At 59.8% G+C, this 20174-nt stretch carries 19 protein-coding genes and 1 pseudogene; 11 read left to right on the top strand and 9 right to left on the bottom strand.

Going from position 1 to position 20174, the window contains the following annotated elements; all coding sequences use genetic code 11:
- Positions 1–20: 20 nt before the first annotated feature.
- From NCHU2750_RS26915 to NCHU2750_RS26905, 3 genes are all read left to right on the top strand, one after another.
- The gene (locus tag NCHU2750_RS26915) at positions 21–2330 is read left to right on the top strand and encodes an FdhF/YdeP family oxidoreductase (RefSeq protein WP_502703883.1); all 2310 of its coding nucleotides are present in this window, start codon (positions 21–23) and stop codon (positions 2328–2330) included.
- Positions 2327–3604, top strand: a complete 1278-nt coding sequence (locus NCHU2750_RS26910; RefSeq protein ID WP_119944879.1) for a cation:proton antiporter — start codon at positions 2327–2329, stop codon at positions 3602–3604. Before NCHU2750_RS26915 ends, NCHU2750_RS26910 begins: the two co-directional genes overlap by 4 nt.
- Before the next feature lie 381 nt (positions 3605–3985).
- The gene (locus tag NCHU2750_RS26905; RefSeq protein ID WP_205583935.1) at positions 3986–4201 is read left to right on the top strand and encodes a winged helix DNA-binding protein; all 216 of its coding nucleotides are present in this window, start codon (positions 3986–3988) and stop codon (positions 4199–4201) included.
- A gap of 109 nt (positions 4202–4310) precedes the next feature.
- Here the strand turns inward: NCHU2750_RS26905 and paoC are convergent, their stop codons facing one another.
- The 3 genes from paoC to paoA are packed head-to-tail and all read right to left on the bottom strand — an operon-like array spanning position 4311 to position 8104.
- Positions 4311–6515, bottom strand: a complete 2205-nt coding sequence (paoC, locus tag NCHU2750_RS26900) for an aldehyde oxidoreductase molybdenum-binding subunit PaoC (protein ID WP_119944878.1) — start codon at positions 6513–6515, stop codon at positions 4311–4313.
- A 3-nt stretch (positions 6516–6518) separates the two neighbouring features.
- Positions 6519–7469, bottom strand: coding sequence for an FAD binding domain-containing protein (locus NCHU2750_RS26895; RefSeq protein WP_119944877.1), 951 nt, complete (start codon positions 7467–7469; stop codon positions 6519–6521).
- Entirely contained in the window at positions 7466–8104 is a 639-nt protein-coding gene (gene paoA, locus NCHU2750_RS26890; protein WP_119944876.1) for an aldehyde dehydrogenase iron-sulfur subunit PaoA, read from the bottom strand. Before paoA ends, NCHU2750_RS26895 begins: the two co-directional genes overlap by 4 nt.
- Before the next feature lie 287 nt (positions 8105–8391).
- Between paoA and NCHU2750_RS26885 the strand changes: the two genes are divergently transcribed.
- From NCHU2750_RS26885 to NCHU2750_RS26875, 3 genes and pseudogenes are all read left to right on the top strand, one after another.
- Positions 8392–8823: an OsmC family protein gene (locus NCHU2750_RS26885; protein ID WP_119944875.1), complete on the top strand. Its 432-nt coding sequence runs from the start codon at positions 8392–8394 to the stop codon at positions 8821–8823.
- Between the two features lie 188 nt (positions 8824–9011).
- Entirely contained in the window at positions 9012–11231 is a 2220-nt protein-coding gene (locus NCHU2750_RS26880; protein ID WP_245480548.1) for a cation:proton antiporter domain-containing protein, read from the top strand.
- A 94-nt stretch (positions 11232–11325) separates the two neighbouring features.
- Positions 11326–11505 (top strand): annotated as a pseudogene (locus tag NCHU2750_RS26875) (alpha-amylase family glycosyl hydrolase); the annotation flags it as partial.
- Between the two features lie 104 nt (positions 11506–11609).
- On the opposite strand, the gene NCHU2750_RS26870 reads toward NCHU2750_RS26875, so the two are convergent.
- Complete coding sequence (locus NCHU2750_RS26870) at positions 11610–12398, bottom strand: DUF4394 domain-containing protein (RefSeq protein WP_119944873.1); 789 nt, start codon at positions 12396–12398, stop codon at positions 11610–11612.
- 286 nt (positions 12399–12684) lie between these two features.
- On the opposite strand from NCHU2750_RS26870, the gene NCHU2750_RS26865 reads away from it, so the two are divergent.
- A complete protein-coding gene (locus tag NCHU2750_RS26865; RefSeq protein WP_119945074.1) occupies positions 12685–13236 on the top strand; it encodes a sigma-70 family RNA polymerase sigma factor in 552 nt (183 codons plus the stop codon).
- 1 nt (position 13237) lies between these two features.
- On the top strand, positions 13238–13963 hold the full coding sequence (locus tag NCHU2750_RS26860) for an anti-sigma factor (protein ID WP_119944872.1): 726 nt from the start codon (positions 13238–13240) through the stop codon (positions 13961–13963).
- Between the two features lie 112 nt (positions 13964–14075).
- On the opposite strand, the gene NCHU2750_RS26855 is transcribed toward NCHU2750_RS26860, so the two are convergent.
- The 5 genes from NCHU2750_RS26855 to NCHU2750_RS26835 are packed head-to-tail and all read right to left on the bottom strand — an operon-like array spanning position 14076 to position 17586.
- The gene (locus NCHU2750_RS26855; protein ID WP_119944871.1) at positions 14076–14513 is read right to left on the bottom strand and encodes a DoxX family protein; all 438 of its coding nucleotides are present in this window, start codon (positions 14511–14513) and stop codon (positions 14076–14078) included.
- Entirely contained in the window at positions 14497–15462 is a 966-nt protein-coding gene (locus tag NCHU2750_RS26850) for an alpha/beta fold hydrolase (protein ID WP_502703885.1), read from the bottom strand. Before NCHU2750_RS26850 ends, NCHU2750_RS26855 begins: the two co-directional genes overlap by 17 nt.
- Before the next feature lie 41 nt (positions 15463–15503).
- Positions 15504–15935 carry a DUF2177 family protein gene (locus tag NCHU2750_RS26845; protein WP_119944870.1) on the bottom strand — a complete coding sequence of 144 codons (432 nt, stop codon included), beginning with the start codon at positions 15933–15935 and terminating at the stop codon, positions 15504–15506.
- 23 nt (positions 15936–15958) lie between these two features.
- Complete coding sequence (locus tag NCHU2750_RS26840; protein WP_119944869.1) at positions 15959–16309, bottom strand: DUF2147 domain-containing protein; 351 nt, start codon at positions 16307–16309, stop codon at positions 15959–15961.
- 17 nt (positions 16310–16326) lie between these two features.
- A complete protein-coding gene (locus tag NCHU2750_RS26835; RefSeq protein ID WP_119944868.1) occupies positions 16327–17586 on the bottom strand; it encodes an SAM-dependent methyltransferase in 1260 nt (419 codons plus the stop codon).
- A gap of 185 nt (positions 17587–17771) precedes the next feature.
- On the opposite strand from NCHU2750_RS26835, the gene NCHU2750_RS26830 reads away from it, so the two are divergent.
- Genes NCHU2750_RS26830 through NCHU2750_RS26820 form a run of 3 tightly spaced genes read left to right on the top strand, consistent with a single transcriptional unit; the run spans position 17772 to position 20154 of the window.
- Positions 17772–18578 (top strand): DUF1295 domain-containing protein, encoded by an 807-nt coding sequence (locus tag NCHU2750_RS26830; RefSeq protein WP_502703882.1) that lies wholly within the window; start codon positions 17772–17774, stop codon positions 18576–18578.
- On the top strand, positions 18575–19606 hold the full coding sequence (locus NCHU2750_RS26825) for an SAM-dependent methyltransferase (RefSeq protein WP_119944867.1): 1032 nt from the start codon (positions 18575–18577) through the stop codon (positions 19604–19606). Before NCHU2750_RS26830 ends, NCHU2750_RS26825 begins: the two co-directional genes overlap by 4 nt.
- Positions 19603–20154 (top strand): hypothetical protein, encoded by a 552-nt coding sequence (locus NCHU2750_RS26820; RefSeq protein WP_119944866.1) that lies wholly within the window; start codon positions 19603–19605, stop codon positions 20152–20154. Before NCHU2750_RS26825 ends, NCHU2750_RS26820 begins: the two co-directional genes overlap by 4 nt.
- Positions 20155–20174: the final 20 nt, after the last annotated feature.

Below are 20174 nucleotides of genomic sequence, written 5' to 3'. Positions count from 1 at the left end.
CGCGAACTCCTCAAAGGATCATGGTCATGGCCGACACTATCAAAAATCCTGAAGCCGAAGGTCCGTCCGGCGGATGGGGATCTCTTAAGGGGATAGCCCGCATATACGGCGAAAGCTGGCCAACGGCGGCTGCTATCGAGACGCTTGCCCGTCAGAACAAGCCGCGCGGCTTCATGTGCGTCTCCTGCGCCTGGCCCAAGCCGGTGAACTACCATCCGTTCGAGTTCTGTGAGAACGGCGCGAAGGCGACGCTGTGGGAACTGACCTCGCATCGCTGCACACCGGACTTCTGGCACAATCACACGGTGTCGGAATTGCGCGGATGGAAGGACCAAGACTTGGAACTGACTGGCCGTCTGACACATCCGATGCGCTACGATGCCGGCACGGACCGCTATGTCGAAGTCACCTGGGATGAGGCTTTCCAAGGCATCGCCAAAGTCCTGAACAGACTGGAGAAGGAGAGCGTTGTCTTTTACTCCTCCGGCCATGCCGGTCTTGAAGCGTCCTATCTCTACGCCTTGCTTGCGCGGCTCTATGGCAACAACAACCTGCCGCAGAGTTCGAACATGTGTCACGAAACGACATCGGTGGGTCTCATGAAGGTGATTGGCTCCCCCGTCGGAACCGTGGTCTGGGACGACCTCGAAAAGGCGGATGCTTTCTTCTTTTTCGGCCAGAACCCCGGCTCAAACAGCCCCCGTTTCCTCCACCCCTTGCAGGAGGCGAAGAAGCGCGGAGCGCGGATTGTGACCTTCAATCCGATCCTTGAGCAGGGCCTCATCTCCTTCGTCAATCCGCAGAGCCCCATCGACATGCTGACCGGCCGCGAGACCCAGATCTCCGATCAGTACCATCAGGTTCAGGCCGGCGGCGACATCGCGGCGATCCTCGGCATCTGCAAGCATGTGATTGAGGCTGACGATCAGGCTGTCGCCGAGGGGCGCGACCGCGTTCTCGACATTGCGTTCATTGAGGAACATACGACCGGTTTTGATCAGTTCATCGACCTGGTCCGGTCGACGGGCTGGTTTGAGATCGAGCGTGAGAGTGGCCTGAAGGAAGCAGACCTTCGAGCAGCGGGGGATATCTATATTCGCGCAAAGAACGTCATTGGCGTCTACGGGATGGGCCTGACGCAGCACAGCCAAGGCGCGCTCAACGTCGCAATGGTCGTGAACCTCCTCATGCTGCGCGGAAACATCGGTCGCGAGGGAGCGGGCTGCTGTCCGGTACGCGGCCATTCCAACGTCCAGGGGCAGCGTACCGTCGGCATCGCGGAAAAGACCAAGCTCATTCCGATGGACAAGCTGAAGGAACTGTTTGACTTCGATCCGCCGACCAAGGACGGCACGCCCATCGTTGATGCCGTCAAGGGATTGATGGATGGATCTATAAAGGCGTTCATCAGCCTCGGCGGCAACCTTGTCCGGGCTGTGCCCGACCAGAACGAGATGGAACGGGTCTGGGCTGAACAGGAGCTTGCTGTGATGGTGTCCACCAAGCTTAACCGCAGCCATCTTTTTCCGGCAAAGACCGCCTATATCCTACCCTGCCTGTCACGCACCGAAATCGATAACCAGGCAAGCGGAAACCAGTCCGTCACCACGGAGGACAGCTTTTCGCATATCAGTGGAAGTGTCGGAAAACGCACGCCGGCATCGAAGGCGCTGAAGAGTGAACTGGCCATCGTCGCCGGGATCGCCAAAGCGACGATTGCTGCCCATCCGAAGCTGAAATGGGACGAATGGACCGGGGATTACGGCCTCGTCCGGGACCTGATCGAATACAGCTATCCGAAAGATTTCAAGGACTACAATGCGCGCATGTTTCAGCCGGGCGGCTTTTACCGTGGCAACGCGGCGCATGAACGGGTATGGAAGACGCCGCAGAAGAAGGCAGTTTTCACGACGCCGGCTCAGCTCAACGCCCTCTCCTTTGCGGATGCCAGCGGTCGCTTCCGGCTCGTGACGATCCGCTCGAACGACCAGTTCAATACGACGATCTACGGTTATTCCGATCGCTTCCGTGGCATCGAAGGCACCCGCGACGTGGTGCTGATGTGCGAGCATGACATCAAGGCAGCAGGCCTGACTGACGGTGAGAGCGTCACACTGGTCGCCGACTTCGAAGACGGCAGGCGCCGGGAACTTGGTGGCCTCAAAGTGAGGACGCACAATCTTCCAAGCGGCACGATCGCCGCCTACTATCCAGAATGTAATGTTCTGAATGCGATCGACCACCACGACGAATTGTCGAAGACGCCGGCTTCCAAGGCTATTCCTGTTCGGATCGAAGCGGGACGCATAGTGGAAAGAAGACCTGGGTGAACACTTACGTCGTCACGCTTTTCATCTTCGGCGTCGTCGTCCTGCTGACGACATGGCTTCCGCTGGCCTTGCGGCGGATGCCGCTCTCCTTGCCGATCTGCTGTGTGGCAATCGGCATTGGTCTCGCGTTGTCCCCGTTTACGCCCCTGCCCTATATGAACCCGCTGCAAGACGCGACTGTTACGGAACATCTCTCCGAGTTCGTCGTCATCGTCGCCTTGATGGGCGCCGGGCTGAAGATCGATCGGCCTCTGGGCTGGCGGCGTTGGATGACAACCTGGCGGCTGCTCGGCATAGCGATGCCGCTTTCCATCGCCGCCATCGCAGTTCTGGGTTGGGGGCTTCTCGGCCTGGGCGTAGCGTCTTCACTGCTGTTGGGCGCGGCGCTTGCGCCGACCGATCCTGTCCTGGCTGCCGACGTGCAGGTGGGGCCACCCAAGACTGGAGAGGAAGACGACATCCGTTTTGCACTGACGTCGGAGGCCGGCCTCAACGACGGGCTGTCGTTCCCGTTCGTCATGGCAGCCATCGCGCTTGCCGGCCAGGGATCTGTTTCGGGGTGGATCGGCCACTGGCTCGCGCTCGACGTCGTCTGGAAGCTTGCGACGGGGGTTCTGGTTGGATGGATTGCCGGGAAGCTTCTCGGTTATCTGACCTTCAAGGTGCCGGAGACAGGCCGGATCGCGAAGACGGGCGACGGGCTGGCCGCCTTGGGCTTCACCTGCGGTTCCTTCGGAGCGACAGAACTTGTCCACGGCTACGGTTTCGTGGCCGTATTTGTCACAGCCCTGACGCTGCGCAGTGTCGAGCGAGAGAGCGACTTTCATGGTCAGCTGCACGACTTCGGTGAGCAGATCGAACGGCTGGGCACAATGGTCCTGCTGGTCTGCTTCGGCTCCATCCTGGCGGAAGGTACGTTGCTCTCGAATATTGACTGGCGGATTGCTGCGGTGGCGTTTCTGGTGATTGCCGTAGTCCGGCCCCTGACCGGATGGATCGGGCTTCTTGGCTGCAACCGCCCGGCCTCAGAAAAACTGATCGTCTGTGTCTTCGGCATTCGCGGCATAGGCTCGATCTACTATCTTGCCTATGCTTCTGGAGCGGCCTCCTTCGAGGGAATTTCAACCGTGTGGGCGACTGTGTTTCTGATCATCCTGGTTTCCATCGTCGTGCACGGTATCTCCGTGACGCCGGTCATGCGCTGGATCGACAAGAGACGCGGGATCGATAGCATGCATCCGGCGGCGGCCACCATAAACGCCCACAAAACGTGAAAACAAGGGTCCCTTTCACGCGAGCAAGGATGGGTTCGGATGCGTAGGCGTCGCTTCCAAGCCCGGAGAGCGTGGAAGCCCGGCTTGTTCCCCCGATCAACCGATCTGCGCCGAATAGAAGTCGCGCAGCGCATCGGTCACCGCATCCCGGCGTGATGGTCGATGATCCGCGTCAGATTACGCTGCTTTTTTCGCGAGGTGTCCCTGGGAGCGCCCGAGAATGCGGTCTGCTTCTTCCTGTGGCGGGTGATGCACCGCTACCAGCGAGCCATAGACTCACGACGCTGGCGATGGTCGCATGTCTCACACAGGACGGGTCGCAGCCAACCCAGGCCGAGATCGCCCATGGCGCCGACATGCAAAAAGTGGCAGATATCGCTGATGCTAAAGGCCCTTGAGGCAAAGGCGATGATTACAAGGGTTCCATGCCGCGAACCCGCCACCGCAAAGAGGGTGGAAATCACCTCATCCGGCCTCGCCAGCCTGCGCATCGCCATGCCGATCGCCATCGGTGTACAGCGCGAAATGTTCGGGGCAGACGGCGAGATCGGTGGCCCGTTGCTTTGCGCGCTGCGCCACGTCGAGATTGGGGAATAAGCTCGCCAAGGCGCGGGGACATGGAACTGTTTCCGATCTGCCAGGCGAGGGCGTCACTTGACCGGCCGGACTGGGCAAACTGACTATCCACCACTCCCTAAAGCCACCGTTACGCAACATCCGGCAACCGATCGATCAGCTTGTCCAGTGTCATTGGATAATCCCTGACACGAATGCCCGTGGCGTTGTGAATCGCATTGGCGATCGCGGCGGAGACGCCACACAGGCCGAGTTCACCGATGCCCTTGGCCTTCATCGGCGATGACATCGGGTCTGTCTCGTCGAGGAAGATCACGTCCTGATGCGGTATGTCGGCATGGACGGCGACCTCGTATCCCGCCAGATCGTGATTGACGAAGAAGCCTCGCCGCCTGTCGACGGCAAGTTCTTCAGACAGCGCGAGACCAGCGCCCATCGTCATCGCTCCAATCACCTGACTGCGGGCCGTGATCGGATTGAGAATACGACCCGCAGCGCAGACCGCCAGCATGCGCCGCAGCCGCGTCTCGCCCGTCGCCACATCGACGCCCACCTCCACGAAATGTGCGCCGAACGTGGACTGCTGGTGCGTCGTGGTGAGATCACCCCATTCCATCGTGTCCTCTCCGACAAGGCCCTCCGCCCCGGCGGCCTGTGCCAAGGGAACCGATCTGTTGCCGGATCGGACGTGGCCGTCTTCAAAGACGACGTCCCCTGAATTGAAGCCGAGCTTCCTGATCACCGCTTCCCGCAGTTTGACGCAGGCGGCATAGACGCCCGACGTGGACGAATTGGCACCGAATTGGCCGCCGGACCCGGCCGAGACGGGAAAGCGGGAATCACCCAGATGAACGCCCACCCTGTCGATCGCGACGCCCATCATCTCGGCTGCCGTCTGGGCGATGATCGTGTAGCTGCCCGTGCCGATATCCGTCATGTCGGTCTCGACCGTGATGTCGCCCTTGTCGTCAAGCCTGACGCGAGCGCCAGAGGGCAGGACGAGATTGTTGCGGAACGCCGCTGCCATGCCGAGACCGATCAATAGTCCGCCTTCCCTCCGTGACCCCGGCTTGCCGCGTTTGTTCCAGCCGAATTTTTCTGCACCGAGCTGCATGCAACCGATGAGGTTGCGGTGAGAGAACGGGCGTTTCGGGTGCTCCGGATCGACCTGCGTGTCGTTGAGGGCGCGAAACGCGATCGGATCCATGCCAAGCTTTTCCGCCATCTCGTCCATGGCGATTTCCAGCGCCATCAGGCCTGGTGCTTCCCCGGGCGCGCGCATGGCATTGCCCTCCGGCAGATCGAGCTCCGCCAGCCGCATGGCGGTCATCCGGTTGGCCCCGGCATAGAGCAGCCGCGTCTGCATCACCGCCGTTTCCAGATCGCCACCGGGAAGATTGCCCGACCAGCTTTCGTGGCCGATCGCGGTGATCTTTCCATCGCGCCCGGCCCCGATGCGGATGCGCTGGATCGTTGCCGGTCGATGCGTGCTGTTATTGACCAAAAATGGCCGCGGCAGCGCCACCTTGACCGGTCGCCTTGCCGCCTTGGCCGCGAAGGCCGCAAGGACCGTATCTGCCCGCAGGAAAAGCTTGCCACCAAAACCGCCGCCGATGAAGGGGGACATCAGGTGGATCTTCTGCTTATCCATGCCGAGCGTCGTGGCAAGATCCTCGCGCCACCAGTCGATCATCTGGCTGGATGTCCAGACCGTCAGCTCGTCACCATTCCAGGCTGCGATCGAGGCGAACGGTTCCATCATCGAATGTGCCTGGTCAGGCGTCGTGTAGACGGCATCGAGCGTTACCGCCGCCTGCCGGAACGCGCCGTCGAAATCGCCGACCGACGTATCCGGCTCCGAACCGGCCTGCGCTTCGGGCTTTGTTGCCGTCGATTTTGCGCTCGCGAGATCGAACGCGCCTGCGCCGACCTCGTATTCCACCTTGACCAGAGCCGCGGCGGCCCGTGCAGCCTCGAAGGTCTCTGCCACGACGATGCCGATGGCCTGATGATAATGCTGCACCTGATCGCCGGCGAACAGGTTGGCGACATTCTTCGAGCCGCGCTTGAGCTTGCCGATGTCGAGTGCCGTGACCACTGCCACGACGCCGGGCGCGGCCTTGGCGTCGTTCGTATCGATGGAAAGGATGCGGCCCTTCGCAATCGTCGCACCGAGAGGATAGCCATAGGCATAGCCTATGTCGGGATCGTGCCATTCATAGGCATACATTGCGCGACCGGTGGTCTTCAGTTCGCCATCGATGCGGTGGATAGGCTGGCCGACAACCTTCATCTGGTCGATCGGATTGATGCCTGCAGGTGTCTCGAATTTCATGACTTATCCCCTCGCCTCTTCCAGCACCGCGGCAAGCGTCCGCTCGACAAGCGCGATCTTGAAGTGATTGTCGTCTGTGGGTTTGGCGCCTGCCATCAGGGCTGAGGCAGTTTCTCGCGCGCCTTTCGGCAATGCGGCGTCTGCCGCCTCAATGCGCCATGGCTTGGGGGCAACGCCGCCAAGCGCGACACGGCCCTTGCCGTCCTCTCCAACTATCGCTGCCACGGAGACGAGCGCAAAGGCATAGGATGCCCGATCCCTGACCTTCCGGTAGATGTGCTTGCCGCGCACGGGCGGAGGAAGGGTGACGGCCGTAATAATCTCGCCCTGTTCGAGCACCGTTTCGATATGCGGCGTCTCTTCCGGCAGACGATGAAACTCCGCGATCGGGATCGTCCGGCCCTTGCCGGCCGCATTCACCGTCTCGATCTCCGCGTCCAGCGCCCGCATGGCCACGGCCATATCGCTGGGATGGGTAGCGATACAGGCCTTGCTCGTACCGATGACGCCGAGCTGGCGCGTGATCCCGCCGATTGCAGAACAGCCGCTCCCCGGCTGACGCTTGTTGCAGGGTTGCGCCGTGTCATAAAAATAGGGACAGCGGGTCCGCTGCAGCAGATTGCCGGCCGTCGTCGCCTTGTTGCGCAATTGGCCGGAAGCGCCGGCCACAAGCGCCCGCGACAGGACGCCGTAATCGCGCCTGACGACTTCATGTGCGGCGAGATCCGTATTGCGGACAAGCGCGCCTATCTTCAGCCCACCCTCCGGCGTCGCTTCGATCGTATCCAGCGAGAGGCCGTTCACATCGATCAGATGGGTCGGCGTTTCGATCTCGAGCTTCATCAGATCCAAGAGATTGGTGCCGCCGGCGATGAACTTGGCGTTCGGATTTGCGATGACTGCATGTGCCGCAGCTTCGACCGAGGCGGCCTTTTCGAAGGTGAACGCTCTCATGCCTTGATCCCCCCGATCTCGGCGATTGCCTCGACAATGTTGGAATAGGCGCCGCACCGACAGATATTGCCGCTCATGCGCTCGCGGATTTCCTGTTCGGTCAACGGCACCTTGTCCGCAAGGTTCTTGGTCACATGGCTGGGAATGCCTGCCTTGATCTCCTGCAGCACTGCGATGGAGGAACAGATCTGGCCGGGCGTGCAATAACCGCACTGGAAGCCATCATGCCGGACGAAGGCAGCCTGCATGGGATGCAGGTTACCGGGCTGGCCAAGGCCCTCGATGGTTGTCACCTCGTCACCCTCGTGCATGACGGCAAGCGTCAGACAAGAATTGATCCGGCGACCGTCGACAATCACCGTGCAGGCACCGCACTGGCCATGGTCACATCCCTTCTTCGTGCCGGTGAGATGCAGATGTTCACGCAGTGCATCGAGGAGGGTTGTCCGGTTGTCGATGTGCAGGCTTTGCGACTTTCCGTTGACGGTAAGGGAGACGTCCGATGTGTAATTCATATCGCTTCCTGCAGTCTGTGCCGCCGATGCATCGCCGTGGACGCTGACGACGGCTGCCGTCGCTACCGAAGACACAAGGAGATCGCGGCGGGAGATTTCGAGTGGGGAGAGATCCAGCATCAGGGTTCCATCCGGTTCAATGTGTGGATTTTTCAAGCGCGGACATTGTGGCTAGCGCCGCGACGAAAGACACAGCGTCGCCGATGCCTGCAGGGACCCTCGTCCGGTCAGTCGTTGGCAACGCCCACAACCTTAAACCGCGAGACCCGCTCCGGGTTCCACGCCATCCTCATTGCGCTGCGGCCTCCTCGTGCGGCGGCCTCATTGCGCTGCGGCAGGCACGGAACCTTTCAGTCTTCGTCGCTGTTCCAGAACGCAACCAGCAAACAGATCACGGAGGATACGAGATGAAGATCCAGAAAAACGGTTCCGCGCATTGGGTCGGTGGGCTGAAGGACGGCAAGGGCGAGATCTCGACTGAAAGCGGCGCCTTGAAGGCTCAGCCCTACGGCTTCAATACCCGTTTCGAGGGCAAGCCAGGCACCAATCCGGAAGAACTGATCGGCGCGGCCCATGCCGCGTGCTTCACGATGGCGCTGTCGATGATGCTCGGTGAGGCCGGGCTGACTGCGGACAGTCTTGACACGAAGGCGGTCGTCTCGTTGGAAAAAGTCGATGGAGGTTTTGCCATAACCGGGATCGAATTGAGCCTCAGCGGCTCCGTGCCCGGCGCGGACGAAGCCAAATTCAAGGAAATCGCCGAAAAGGCAAAGGCAGGCTGCCCCGTATCCAAGGCGCTGTCGGCAGTGCCGATCAGCCTCAACGTCACCTTCGGCTGATACGCCGATCGCCCGGCCGGCCGGACAGCCGGCTGGTCCTGATCGGCGACAATGGAACCTCGCCGATCACTACGCGTTCACAAGGTCCTGACCCGATTTGTGAAAAGCACTTGCCATATCATTCCCCCCGATTTTCTCGCATTTCATTTGCAGCGACGGCTTTTGTGGGCACGTTGCTGGTCTCTTCCTTGGCCTTCGCCGCAGGCAGCGAGAAAGCTGCGGCGCCCTCTGAAGCCCTATTCCTCCTTCAGGTCGTGCTGCTGGTCGTTGCAGGGCGCCTGTTCGGCGAGTTGATGGTGCGGCTGGGGCAGCCGTCTATCATGGGCCAGATCATCGGCGGCATCCTTCTCGGCCCCTCGGTTCTCGGGCTGATCTTCCCTGATTTCCAGAAAATGCTATTCCCTTCTGGCGAGGCCCAGAAAAGCATGACCGATGCGGTCGGTCAGCTCGGCATCCTGTTTCTGTTGTTGCTGGCGGGAATGGAAACCGATCTCGGCCTTGCCAGGAAATTGCGGAAGTCTGCCTCCGGCGTTTCCCTGACAGGTATCGTCGTGCCCTTCGCACTCGGGTTCGCACTGGGTGAGCTTCTTCCCGACAGTCTGCTTCCAGAGCCGGACAAGCGCCTCGTCACAGCACTCTTTCTCGGCACTGCCCTGTCGATCTCGTCGGTCAAGATCGTCGCTTCGGTCGTGCGGGAAATGAATTTCATGCGGCGCAATGTCGGCCAGCTGATTGTCGCATCTGCGATCATCGACGACACGGTCGGCTGGGTCATCATCGCAGTGACCTTCGGCCTCGCCAAGACGGGCACGGTGGACCTCTTCACCCTGGCCAAGAGCGTCCTCGGCACTCTCGCCTTCATGGCATTCAGCTTCACTATCGGCCGACGCATCGTCTTCGAGATCATCCGTTGGACGAATGACCGCTTCCGCAGCGAACTCCCTGTCCTGAGTGCCATCATCGCCATCATGGGCGCGATGGCGATGATTACCGATGCGATCGGCGTCCACACCGTGCTCGGCGCCTTCATTGCCGGTATTCTTGTCGGTGAATCCCCCATTCTGACACGCCAGATCGACACGCAGTTGCGGGCGTTGACGACGGCATTATTCATGCCGGTCTTCTTCGGCCTGACCGGGCTGCAGACCGACCTGACAGTGCTCGCCAGTCCCGCCATTGCGCTTCTCACGCTGGGTGTGGTGCTGATTGCCTCACTCGGCAAATTCGGCGGCGCTTTTGCCGCCGCCCGCTTCGGCGGCTATACCACGCCGGAAGCACTTGCGCTCGGATGCGGGATGAATGCCCGCGGGTCCACGGAAGTGATCGTTGCGACGATCGGCCTTTCCGTCGGCGTGCTCAACCAGCAGCTCTTCTCCGTCATCGTTGCGATGGCGATCATCACGACGATGGCGATGCCGCCGACATTGCGATGGGCACTGGCACGGCTTCCGCTTCGAGAAGAGGAAAAAGGTCGGCTTGAGCGCGAAGCTTTCGAGGAAGACAGTTTCGTTGCCCGTTTCGAACGTATCGCGCTGGCGGTGGATGGTTCGGCCAGCAGCCGGCTTGCCGGCTGGGTCGCAGGTCTACTCGCCTCAAGCCGGCGCATGCCGGTCACGGTGCTCGACACCGTGGGGCGAATGGAAACCGGCAAGGGACAGGAGCTGATCGAAGACAGGACTGGCGTCGAAGACGACAGCATCGAGGACCTCGTCAAGCGACATGCCAGGGGCGTTGCCGCCGAGGGCGACGAGAAGCCCGCCGAGGCGCATGTCACGCGGTTCGACAAAGACGGGGAGATCGAGGCTGCACTCGGCGAATTGTCGGATGCCGGCCACGATCTGCTGCTTGCCGGCATCGAGCCATCCACCAACGGCAACGGTTCGTTCAGTGATGCCCTCCTGAAGATAACGTCCTCCTTCTCCGGCACATCCATCCTGGCGTCCGCGCGCGATCACCTCCCGACGGAGAGCAACGGCTTCAAGATACTCATCCCCGTCAGCGGCACCGAACGTTCGATCCGCGCAGCAGAATTCGGCATCGCCATCTCCAAGGCTGCGGGCGCGGAATGCGCCATCATCCTGATCGAGGAACCGCAGCAGGCCTCGGCGGCGCCACGCGTCAGCGACCAAGGCAACTACCGCGACGAGGTGTTCCGCAAGATCGACGCGATCGCGGATTACTACGATCTCAAGCCGGAGAAGATTGTCCAGAAGGGCGCCTCTCCCGAACTTGCCATTTTGCGGCAGGCGCGCTCGGGTCGGTATAATCTCATAGTTCTCGGCGTCAGCCGCCGCACCAGCGAGACTTTGTCCTACGGCGAGGTAGCGGACACGCTGGCAAATACCGCAGACCGCTCGTGCCTGTTCGTCGAAACCGAGATTACGGCATCCAACGCGGGAAAGGAATGAAGGTCGGAGGCCCGCAGCGTCGAAATCGGCAACGTTTTGCCGCACGCAACAAGCCCGGCAAAAGTGACAAAGCCAGCAAACGAGAAGCCGGACTGTGATCAATGATCTCTGGTACAAGAACGCCGTTGTCTATTGCCTCTCGGTCGAGACCTTCATGGATTCCAATGGCGACGGAGGGGGTGATTTCTAGGACCTTCAGCGGTGGCTGGATTACCTCGTCGGTCTCGGGATCACGGCGATCTGGTTGATGCCGTTCGAGACGCCGCCCGAGCGGCACTGGCGCATCCACTCACCGTGGCAGCTCAGAACTCAGTACCCATATCTTTCAGAATGCGTGAGCCGGAAGGCTGTAACTTAATCCGGCTCACGCAAAGCAACCTACATCACCGGAACGATGGCGATATCACGCACCTCATCTTTAATGCCAGTGACCGGGCCGATTTCGGTGGCCGCACCGATCTCAAGATTGACGGTATAGAGCGTCTTGTTTGCGACCAGATAGGCCGTGTTCTTGCCGCCGTCCTCTCCGTAGATGTCGAAGGCATATGTCGCCGGCATTTGCTTGATGCCGAGCTTGCCGATAGCCTTCAGAGTGCCGTCATTCGGCTTGGTCTGCTGGATCAACGCACCGATGGAGGCATCGATATTGTACATCGCCGTCTTTTCCGGCTTGCCAATCGAATTGGTGTAGGAAGCCGCGACGATGTTCGGGGTTTCGCCCTTGTGCATGTCACCCTCTTCAAAAGCCAGAACACCATCGACCGTGACGGCACCGGTATCGGGCTGGACACGGTGGTTTGTCGTGCCGGTCATGAAGCGCAGGCGATCTGCCATCGGGTTGAAATCGACCACGACCGGGGCTTCGGTCATGGTCAGCATCTTGTCCATCTTTGCGACTTCAGTGGCAGCCCCGGTTTCGAGATTGATCGAGACGATCCTGTGATCGGGGGTCACGCCGATGACGGTCTTGTTGCCGGGGCGAAAATCGATACCGACAAGCTTATCGACACCGGTGACGTCCATGGTCTTGGTCACGGCAGGCTTTGCGGTATCGAACATGACCAGGGTCTTGTCGCCGGTCAACCCGAGGACCGGGGCGGCCGTTGCAACGGCAGCGGAGGCGGTAAGCATGGTGGATGCGACAAGTGCGATGCGAACGATATTCATGATGTCTCTCCCGTTATGTTTCCAGCATGATCGAGAGCGGCGCGGCACATGACCTTTTCAGCGCTCTCGATATACAGACACATGGCAAAGCCGCCTTGGATGCAGTCCCTGAAAATATTTATAGTCCTGCATCCATTTCCGCGCCCGGCGTGTCTTCCATATGCAGTCTCACGAGGGCCGCGGGAAACCTGAAACACTGGACGAGCGCATGTCCGCCGCTAAAACAGCATAGAGTGAATATTCGCAACTGTGCGAATATTCGGGGAGAGAGGACGGCCTGGCCTTGGTGACAGACCAATCGACGGATTTCGAGACAGCGCTTGGCGCCTGCGCCAAGGGCGAGCGCAACGGACTGCATGACATATTCGATGCGGAGGCCGGCAGACTGGTGGCGGTCGCGCAGCGGATCGTCAAGCGGCGGGAGCTGGCCGAAGAGGTGGTACAGGAGGCTTTCATCCGCATCTGGACCCATGCGCACCAATACAGGCCGGAGCGCGGATCGGCGCGTGGCTGGATCTACGCAATCGTGCGCAACCGCGCGCTCAACATGCTCAGAGACACAGGCCGGAAAGACCTGATCACCGAAGATCAAATGGAAAGCCTGCAGGACGCCGAACAACTGGAACAGATCATGGCAGCATGGCACCGGCTCGACCACAACAGCCGGCTGAAGGAATGCCTGGGGCGTCTCGAAGAGACCAGGCGGCGCGGCATATTGATGGCCTATGTCGGCGGCTACACCCATGGCGAGATCGCCGGGCGGCTGAGACTCCCACTCGGCACCGTGAAGTCATGGATCCGACGCGGGCTCCTGACACTGCGGGATTGCATGACATGACATGACGCTCAATCCCGAAAATTTTTCCCATATCGCAGACGAATATGTGCTTGGCTTGCTCAACGAAGCAGATGTGGCCGAGGTGGAAAATGAGATCGACAGCAATGCCGCGCTGGCGACCGCCGTCGCGGAGGCACGGGAACGATTTCTGCCGCTCGACACCAGTGTCTATCCGGCTGCGGTATCACCAACACTCTGGCGAGACATCGAGGCGCGCCTGCCGCAACAGAAGGCGACGGAGGCGCCTTCAATCGCTTCGGTTTCACCAAGAATCCCGATGGCCGCAAACAACAATGCTGGCTACGGCTGGCGAAGGACTGCGATTTCGGCGATTGCCGCATCGCTGGTCCTCGCTGTCGGGCTGGTGTGGAGCGTCACGCGATCAGTGGAACCACTGGTGGTGGCGGTGCTTCTGAACGAATCCGGAGACATTCAGGCGGTGATCGAGGATTTCGGCAATGACACGGCCAGCATCAGGCTTCTCGCCGATTTCGATGTGCCTGCAGACAAGACGATGCAGGTCTGGACGCTGCCTTCGCGTCAGATGGGGCCGATGTCACTCGGCCTCCTAGAGAAGGCCCATTCGGCCAAGCTGAGCGGATCGACACTGCCGGAACCTCGGGACGCGCAGCTTTACGAGATAACGATGGAACAGGCCGGAGGCTCGCCAACCGGACGTCCGACCGGGCCGATCCTTGCCAAGGGATTTGCAAGGCTGGCGCGATAGAATGCTTGAAGCTGATGAAAGCCGGCCCCGGATCGGCCGGCCTTCGAGATCATGCGGGTCATGGAGAGAACCGCTTGGCAGAAGTTCAAACCGGACGGCGTCGGCGCAGAAGCTATTGGGCCTCTCGATCGTCACCTGCACGCCCTGATCTGACGGGCCACCTCACCACCCCTCCCGCGAACAGAGCTGCCCAGATGATAACGGGCTGGAGCGGTAGACGAACCAGGTGATAGGCCCCCTCCCAGACCGACGGATCGCCGGTTTGCAAACTGTCCAGCGCGTGCTTGATATTGGCCGGGAAAACGCAGAATGCATAAAGAGCGAGCGCCACCCCGGCGAGCCGGTTGAGGCGCGGCGTCCAGAGACCGATAGCGCCCGCAATCTCGCAAAGTCCCGTCACGAATATGACTTGTCCCGGATGGGGAACCCATCCGGGTGTGATCGCGAGAAAGGGCCGCGGCAGTGCGAGATGCAATATCCCGGCGATAGCATAAACGATAGATAGCCCGGTGATCGTTCGCTGGCGCCGGGCTCTAATCACCTCGGTCATCCGCGATCCTGCTCTCGACTTTGCGAGCGGCGGCGGAAAGATCGACACTGTGGCTTGCAATGCGCTCGATCGCGGCAACCGCCAGATCGCTGGCAATATAGTCCGATTTGTGTCCGAGATTATGCACCATGATCAGTCTGGAGCCTGGAATATCTCGCGCCAGGTGCCGGGCATGGATGTCTGGCGAGACGATCTTGTCAGTGTCGCCGGTTATGATGATCGTCGGTGCCTTGATCTGTCGATAATGCCTGCTGGCGACCTTGGCCCAATCGCTGAGAGCTGCGATTTCCTTCGCATTATGCCGAAAGGCGTCGGGGCGAATAGCCTGCAGCGCCTTCGTCTTTTGGACGTAACCGGCAGGTGGCTGGTTCGGGGAAAAGACAGCGCGGGTGGCGCGGTTGATGGCCAGAAGCCCCAAGGGCGGAACGACGATTGCGCTGAACAGCGCCCCGGCTACCGGAGCACTCGCGGCATCGTAATACCACGCGACACCGCTGGACCACGGATAAACGGCCGGGGAAAGAAAAACGAGACCGCGCACCTTGTCAGGATGCCGGATCGCCAATGCCGCAGCGATGGCGCCACCGAACGAATGCCCGACAATGATTGCGCTGCCGATGCCGCGCTTTTCCATCAGCGCCGAAATCGCATCTGCCTGCCCGTCGGGGAGAATATTCTCCGGTCCGCCGGCATCCGATTGGCCGTGACCCGGTCTATCGACGAAAAGCAGCCTGGCCCTGCCGTCCAGCTTTTCGCGAAACGACAGCATCGGATCATAAAGGCTCGTGCTCGCGCCGTGGATGAAGACAATTGGCGGGAGATCCTTTCTGCGCCCTGCTTCGACGAGAATGCTGTTGAGGGAATATCCGCCGACATCGATGCGTACAGGATCGGCTCCTGCATCGCGCGCCGCAGCCGGTCCTGGACTTGCCGAGAACCAGATCAGCAAAGACGTCAGGAAATTGGTCAGCCCCTTGATCCTCAAGTCGATCACAGGCCCTTCCCTCCGGAAGCCGAGCCGCCGGACAAGCGCTCCGCCGCCCAGTAACCTGCACAACTCGCAATGGCCGACAGAAACGTACCCCAGCAAAGATCGGCGATCGTCAACGTCGTCGACCAGCGTATCAATGTCGCCTGATTGGTCAGGTCATAGGTGGCATAGGCGACAAAACCCAACGCCGCTCCCGACAGGACTGCGGCCTTTAACGCGCCGTCCCTAAACGCCGGCCGGATCGCGAGACATACAAGCCCGGCAGGATAGATCAGATAAAAGGCGATTGCCGGGGCCAGCCTGAATTCCGGTGCCAGCATGTCGCCCACCACGGGGCGGTAGAGGCGATCGGCCATGCTGCTCAGCCAGACGGCGTCAATCAAAACCATAGCGATCAACGTTACCAGATAGGCGACAAGATACCTCTTCATCGATATTTCCCCTTAAGGCACAGTCAATCTATCCGGGTCCAGTCGATGCCCTTGCACAACAGACCGGCCACGATACAGCCCTTCGTCGTCATCCTGTCTCCCTTGACCGTCACCGTCAGCCGGTAGGTTAGGCCGCGCTGGGGATCGAAGGCGCTGCCGGAATAGAGACCATCACCATCGGGCTTGATGCTCATCACCAGCTTGTCGCCCTCCTTCTCCTTCGGTGTGCCCGGTTTGATCCAAGTATTGATCGCGCAGATGTCAGATCCGCATGGCGCGATCGTTACCCTGGCGTTTCCATCACCTCGGGACCATTGGCCATCGATATCGGCGGCATGGGCGGCCGTTCCCCATATGAGGCAAGCACCAACCATCACTACGCTAAGTTTTTTCACGACAGGCCTCCTTGTCCCGGCACGGGTGCATGCTCGATCGTGTAGAGCCCGACATTGATCGTGCCTTCCTCGAACCCTGCCTCGCAGTAACAAAGGTAATAAAGCCACAGGCGCCGAAATCGCTCGTCGAAACCCTGTGCGGCGATGTGTGGCCAGTGCTCGCCGAAACGAATTCGCCATTCCGCCAGCGTTCTTGCATATGAAGCCCCGAAATGCTCGATCTCGCAGACAGCCAGACCCGATCGAGCGACAGATGCCGACAAGGCATTGTCCGATGGCAGGAAACCGCCGGGGAACACATATTGCTGGATAAAATCGGTGCTTCCCCGATATGTCCCGAACCGCTCTTCTTCTATCGAGATGATCTGCAGAACCGCGCGACCGCCGGGCTTCAGGCAACGTTTCAAAGTATCGAAATAGCTCGGCCAATAGGCCTCGCCAACGGCCTCGAACATTTCGATCGAGACGATACGGTCGAACTGCCCATCAGTGTCGCGATAATCCTGGAGGAGGAGCGTGATATCGCTTGATAAACCGGATCGTTCGACAACGCCGTTTGCCCAGGAAAGCTGCGAAGGCGACAAGGTAATACCCGTCACCTTTGAACGGTTCACCTTCGCCAGATACCTGGCAAGTGCGCCCCAGCCGCAGCCGATCTCGAGAACGCTCTCTCCGCCCACCAGTCCGAGTTTCTCGCCGATACGGTCGAGTTTTCTGTGCTGCGCTTCTTCGAGTGTGCGCGTCGTTTCGTCGAAGATCGCTGAAGAATAGAGCATTGAGGGACCAAGCCAAAGCGCATAGAAGTCATTGCCGAGGTCATAATGGGCTTCGATATTCTTGCGGCTGCCACGCCTCGTATTGGCACGAAACAGGTGCCTCATGCGGTTCACGGCACGCATAATAAAACCGCCCTCGATCGCCGGCGCCAGTGCCTTGCCATTCCTGGCTGCGAAACGGATGACTGCCGTCAGATCGGGCGTTGTCCAGTCATCCTCGATGAAACCTTCTGCAAATCCAATATCGCCTGCAGCGATAACCCGACGCAACATCCGCCAATTTCGAATGAGGATGATCGCCTCGGGACCGGGGTAAAGCCCTTGCTTATTGATGACTTGGCCGGAAGGAAGCACGATCTTGATATGGCCGTAGCTCACGCTCGCCAGAAACCTCTCAAGCATCGCGCCTGCCCAGCCGAATTCTGCGGTCGCCTGCGAAAGATCAAGCTGCGTGCCGGTGACCTCGTCTGACCAACTCATGCCATCTCCCTCCATCAGTTGCGAGGATTGCGTCGATCCATCTGCAAGATGCTACGAGCGCTTCCGGCTTTTAGTTTCGTGCATCAGAACAAATTTTCGGTTTTTTTTGATCAGCGCGAAACTGGATGGGCTTTTTCTCCGTAGATCTCGAGGAAGGCATCGAGACCTTGCCTTGGGAGGAGCCCATGGACATGCTTCTGCTGATCGTCATCGCATTATGGCTGTCATTGGCCATGGCAATCGCTTGGGCTGTCCAGCGCGGGACCAGCCTGAGCGGATGGATCGACACGATCTGGTCATTTGCCGTTGGTGTGGGTGGGATAATAGCAGCACTCTTCGCCCATGGAGATTTCGACCGGCGCGTTGCAATTCTGGTGATCGTGGCCGCCTGGGCGCTCAGGTTGGGTAGTCATATCGGATCCCGAACCAAGGGCGCCGGCGAGGATCCCCGTTATGCGAAATTCATCGAAGAATGGGGTGAAAGCGCTTCCTTGAGGCTCTTCGTTTTTCTGCAGATCCAGGCACTCGCTGCCTTTATCCTTGTTCTGGCCGTCTATGTGGCCACCGCGAACGAAGCGCCCTTCCCTCGCATCCTCGATCTTGTCGGCATCTTCATCGCAGTTATGGCACTCGCGGGCGAGGCAATTGCGGACCTGCAACTCAGCCGTTTTCGAAAGACGCCTCAAGCAAAGACCGAAGTCTGCGAAACGGGGCTATGGCGGTATTCGCGCCATCCGAACTACTTCTTCGAGTGGATGTTCTGGTGTTGCTGGTTTTTGCTCGCCGTCTCGCCAGCCATTGCAAGCTGGCTCTCCTTATTGGCTCCGCTTCTCATGTACTGGCTGCTCGTGCATGTCTCCGGCATCCCGCCCCTCGAAGATCATATGTTGCGTTCGCGCGGCGAGAAATTCCGCGCCCTGCAGCGTCACGTGAATGCTTTTTTCCCCGGCCCCAGAAGGCAAGAAACCCATCCAGAAGGAGAGTTGAAATGAACATGCTGGCCTTCGCTATCAATACCGCCGAACGCGCACCTCTGAGCGATGGCATGACGCTCGCGGGTATCGACTTCCTTTGTGGCCGCACCAAGCGCCGCCTCGCCACGACAGCTGCGGCTCAGGAGAACCTGTTTGTCGATGCCATGAACCGGTATCCAGTGGCGGTCCATGCGGATGAGGCCAATCGTCAGCATTATGAGGTACCCGCGGCTTTCTTTTCGAGGGTTCTGGGGCCGAGCCGAAAATACTCCTGCTGCCTCTATCCGAACGAGAATACGACACTGAAGCAAGCGGAGGTTCATGCCCTTTCCGAAACGGTGAGGCATGCCGCGATCGAGGATGGCATGACCATCCTGGAGCTTGGCTGCGGCTGGGGCTCGCTGTCGCTTTATCTGGCGGCGCTGTTCCCGAACTCGCGTGTCGTCTCCGTCTCCAACTCCTCCTCGCAGCGTGCCTTCATTCTGGCGACGGCCAATCAGCGCAGACTTACCAACCTGTCGGTTGTAACAGCCGACATGAATGATTTTTCGATCGACCAACGCTTCGATCGCATCGTCTCGATCGAGATGTTCGAGCACATGTCCAACTGGCGGAAGCTTTTCGAGCGTGCCCGCGGCTGGCTTAAGCCGGAAGGCCAGCTTTTCCTGCATGTCTTCACCCACAAGAACCGCTCTTATCGCTTCGATCACGATGACCCGTCAGACTGGATCGCCCATCATTTCTTCACCGGCGGCATCATGCCGGCCCATGATCTGCCTCATCGTTTCGGTGATCTGTTCGCGGTCGAAAAGGAATGGCGATGGTCCGGAACCCATTATCGTCGCACGGCACTTGGCTGGCTCGCCAATTTCGATCGCGAAATCGATCGGATCCAGCTGATTTTCGCCGAGGTTTACGGCAAGGATGCATCGCTCTGGATACGTCGCTGGCGGCTCTTCTTCCTCGCAACTGCCGGCCTTTTCGGCCACGATAACGGAGACGTATGGGGTGTCGGTCACTACCTGCTGAAACCGGCAAAACCATGAACGCGCAGCGGACGCCTCTTGATCCTCTTACCCAGGCGACGGTCACGATCGCCTGGGTCATATGTCTCAACAAGCCTTCTTACCCCGTCTATGTCTGGTATCTCGCCGGCGATGGCGTCGTCGCGTCACTTGGCTCGCTGATTGCGGCTCCATTCTTTCTGGCAATCCCATTTCTGGCACGCCGCTCGCCGCTCATTGCGCGGATTTCGCTTCCCGTCGTGGGATCGTTCGACACCCTGTTCGAGACACGATTGTTCGGCCAAGGCTCCGGGACAGAATTGTTCTTCGGCGCCTGTATCATGCTTGCGGCTGGCTCCTTCCGAACGGAAGAGAAGTGGATTCAACGCTGTGTGGCCGCCCTCGTCTTCGCCATCTTGCTACTATCCCGCCATACTGGCGGAGCACCATTCCACGCCTGGAGTGATGCCGATCTTGCCGTTCTTCTCGACCTCAACATCTTTGCGGTCGCATGCCTGATGGCACTCATCGCCATAAGATACGCAGGCGTCTCGACAAGCGCAGAACACTCGGCCGGGGAGAAATGCTAACGAATACATTGGAGGATAAC

Origin of the sequence: Neorhizobium sp. NCHU2750 (genome assembly GCF_003597675.1) — a bacterium.
GTDB lineage: Bacteria > Pseudomonadota > Alphaproteobacteria > Rhizobiales > Rhizobiaceae > Neorhizobium.
This window is presented reverse-complemented; position numbering and strand designations above follow the sequence as displayed.

What these genes read in the sequence shown, in the direction of transcription:
- NCHU2750_RS26915 (WP_502703883.1), top strand. Translation starts at nt 21, where the DNA reads ATGGTCATGGCCGACACTATCAAAAATCCTGAAGCCGAAGGTCCGTCC.
- NCHU2750_RS26905 (WP_205583935.1), top strand. Translation starts at nt 3,986, where the DNA reads ATGCTAAAGGCCCTTGAGGCAAAGGCGATGATTACAAGGGTTCCATGC.
- paoC (WP_119944878.1), bottom strand. Translation starts at nt 6,515, where the DNA reads ATGAAATTCGAGACACCTGCAGGCATCAATCCGATCGACCAGATGAAG.
- NCHU2750_RS26895 (WP_119944877.1), bottom strand. Translation starts at nt 7,469, where the DNA reads ATGAGAGCGTTCACCTTCGAAAAGGCCGCCTCGGTCGAAGCTGCGGCA.
- paoA (WP_119944876.1), bottom strand. Translation starts at nt 8,104, where the DNA reads ATGCTGGATCTCTCCCCACTCGAAATCTCCCGCCGCGATCTCCTTGTG.
- NCHU2750_RS26885 (WP_119944875.1), top strand. Translation starts at nt 8,392, where the DNA reads ATGAAGATCCAGAAAAACGGTTCCGCGCATTGGGTCGGTGGGCTGAAG.
- NCHU2750_RS26870 (WP_119944873.1), bottom strand. Translation starts at nt 12,398, where the DNA reads ATGAATATCGTTCGCATCGCACTTGTCGCATCCACCATGCTTACCGCC.
- NCHU2750_RS26860 (WP_119944872.1), top strand. Translation starts at nt 13,238, where the DNA reads ATGACGCTCAATCCCGAAAATTTTTCCCATATCGCAGACGAATATGTG.
- NCHU2750_RS26855 (WP_119944871.1), bottom strand. Translation starts at nt 14,513, where the DNA reads ATGACCGAGGTGATTAGAGCCCGGCGCCAGCGAACGATCACCGGGCTA.
- NCHU2750_RS26845 (WP_119944870.1), bottom strand. Translation starts at nt 15,935, where the DNA reads ATGAAGAGGTATCTTGTCGCCTATCTGGTAACGTTGATCGCTATGGTT.
- NCHU2750_RS26840 (WP_119944869.1), bottom strand. Translation starts at nt 16,309, where the DNA reads ATGGTTGGTGCTTGCCTCATATGGGGAACGGCCGCCCATGCCGCCGAT.
- NCHU2750_RS26835 (WP_119944868.1), bottom strand. Translation starts at nt 17,586, where the DNA reads ATGAGTTGGTCAGACGAGGTCACCGGCACGCAGCTTGATCTTTCGCAG.
- NCHU2750_RS26830 (WP_502703882.1), top strand. Translation starts at nt 17,772, where the DNA reads ATGGACATGCTTCTGCTGATCGTCATCGCATTATGGCTGTCATTGGCC.
- NCHU2750_RS26825 (WP_119944867.1), top strand. Translation starts at nt 18,575, where the DNA reads ATGAACATGCTGGCCTTCGCTATCAATACCGCCGAACGCGCACCTCTG.
- NCHU2750_RS26820 (WP_119944866.1), top strand. Translation starts at nt 19,603, where the DNA reads ATGAACGCGCAGCGGACGCCTCTTGATCCTCTTACCCAGGCGACGGTC.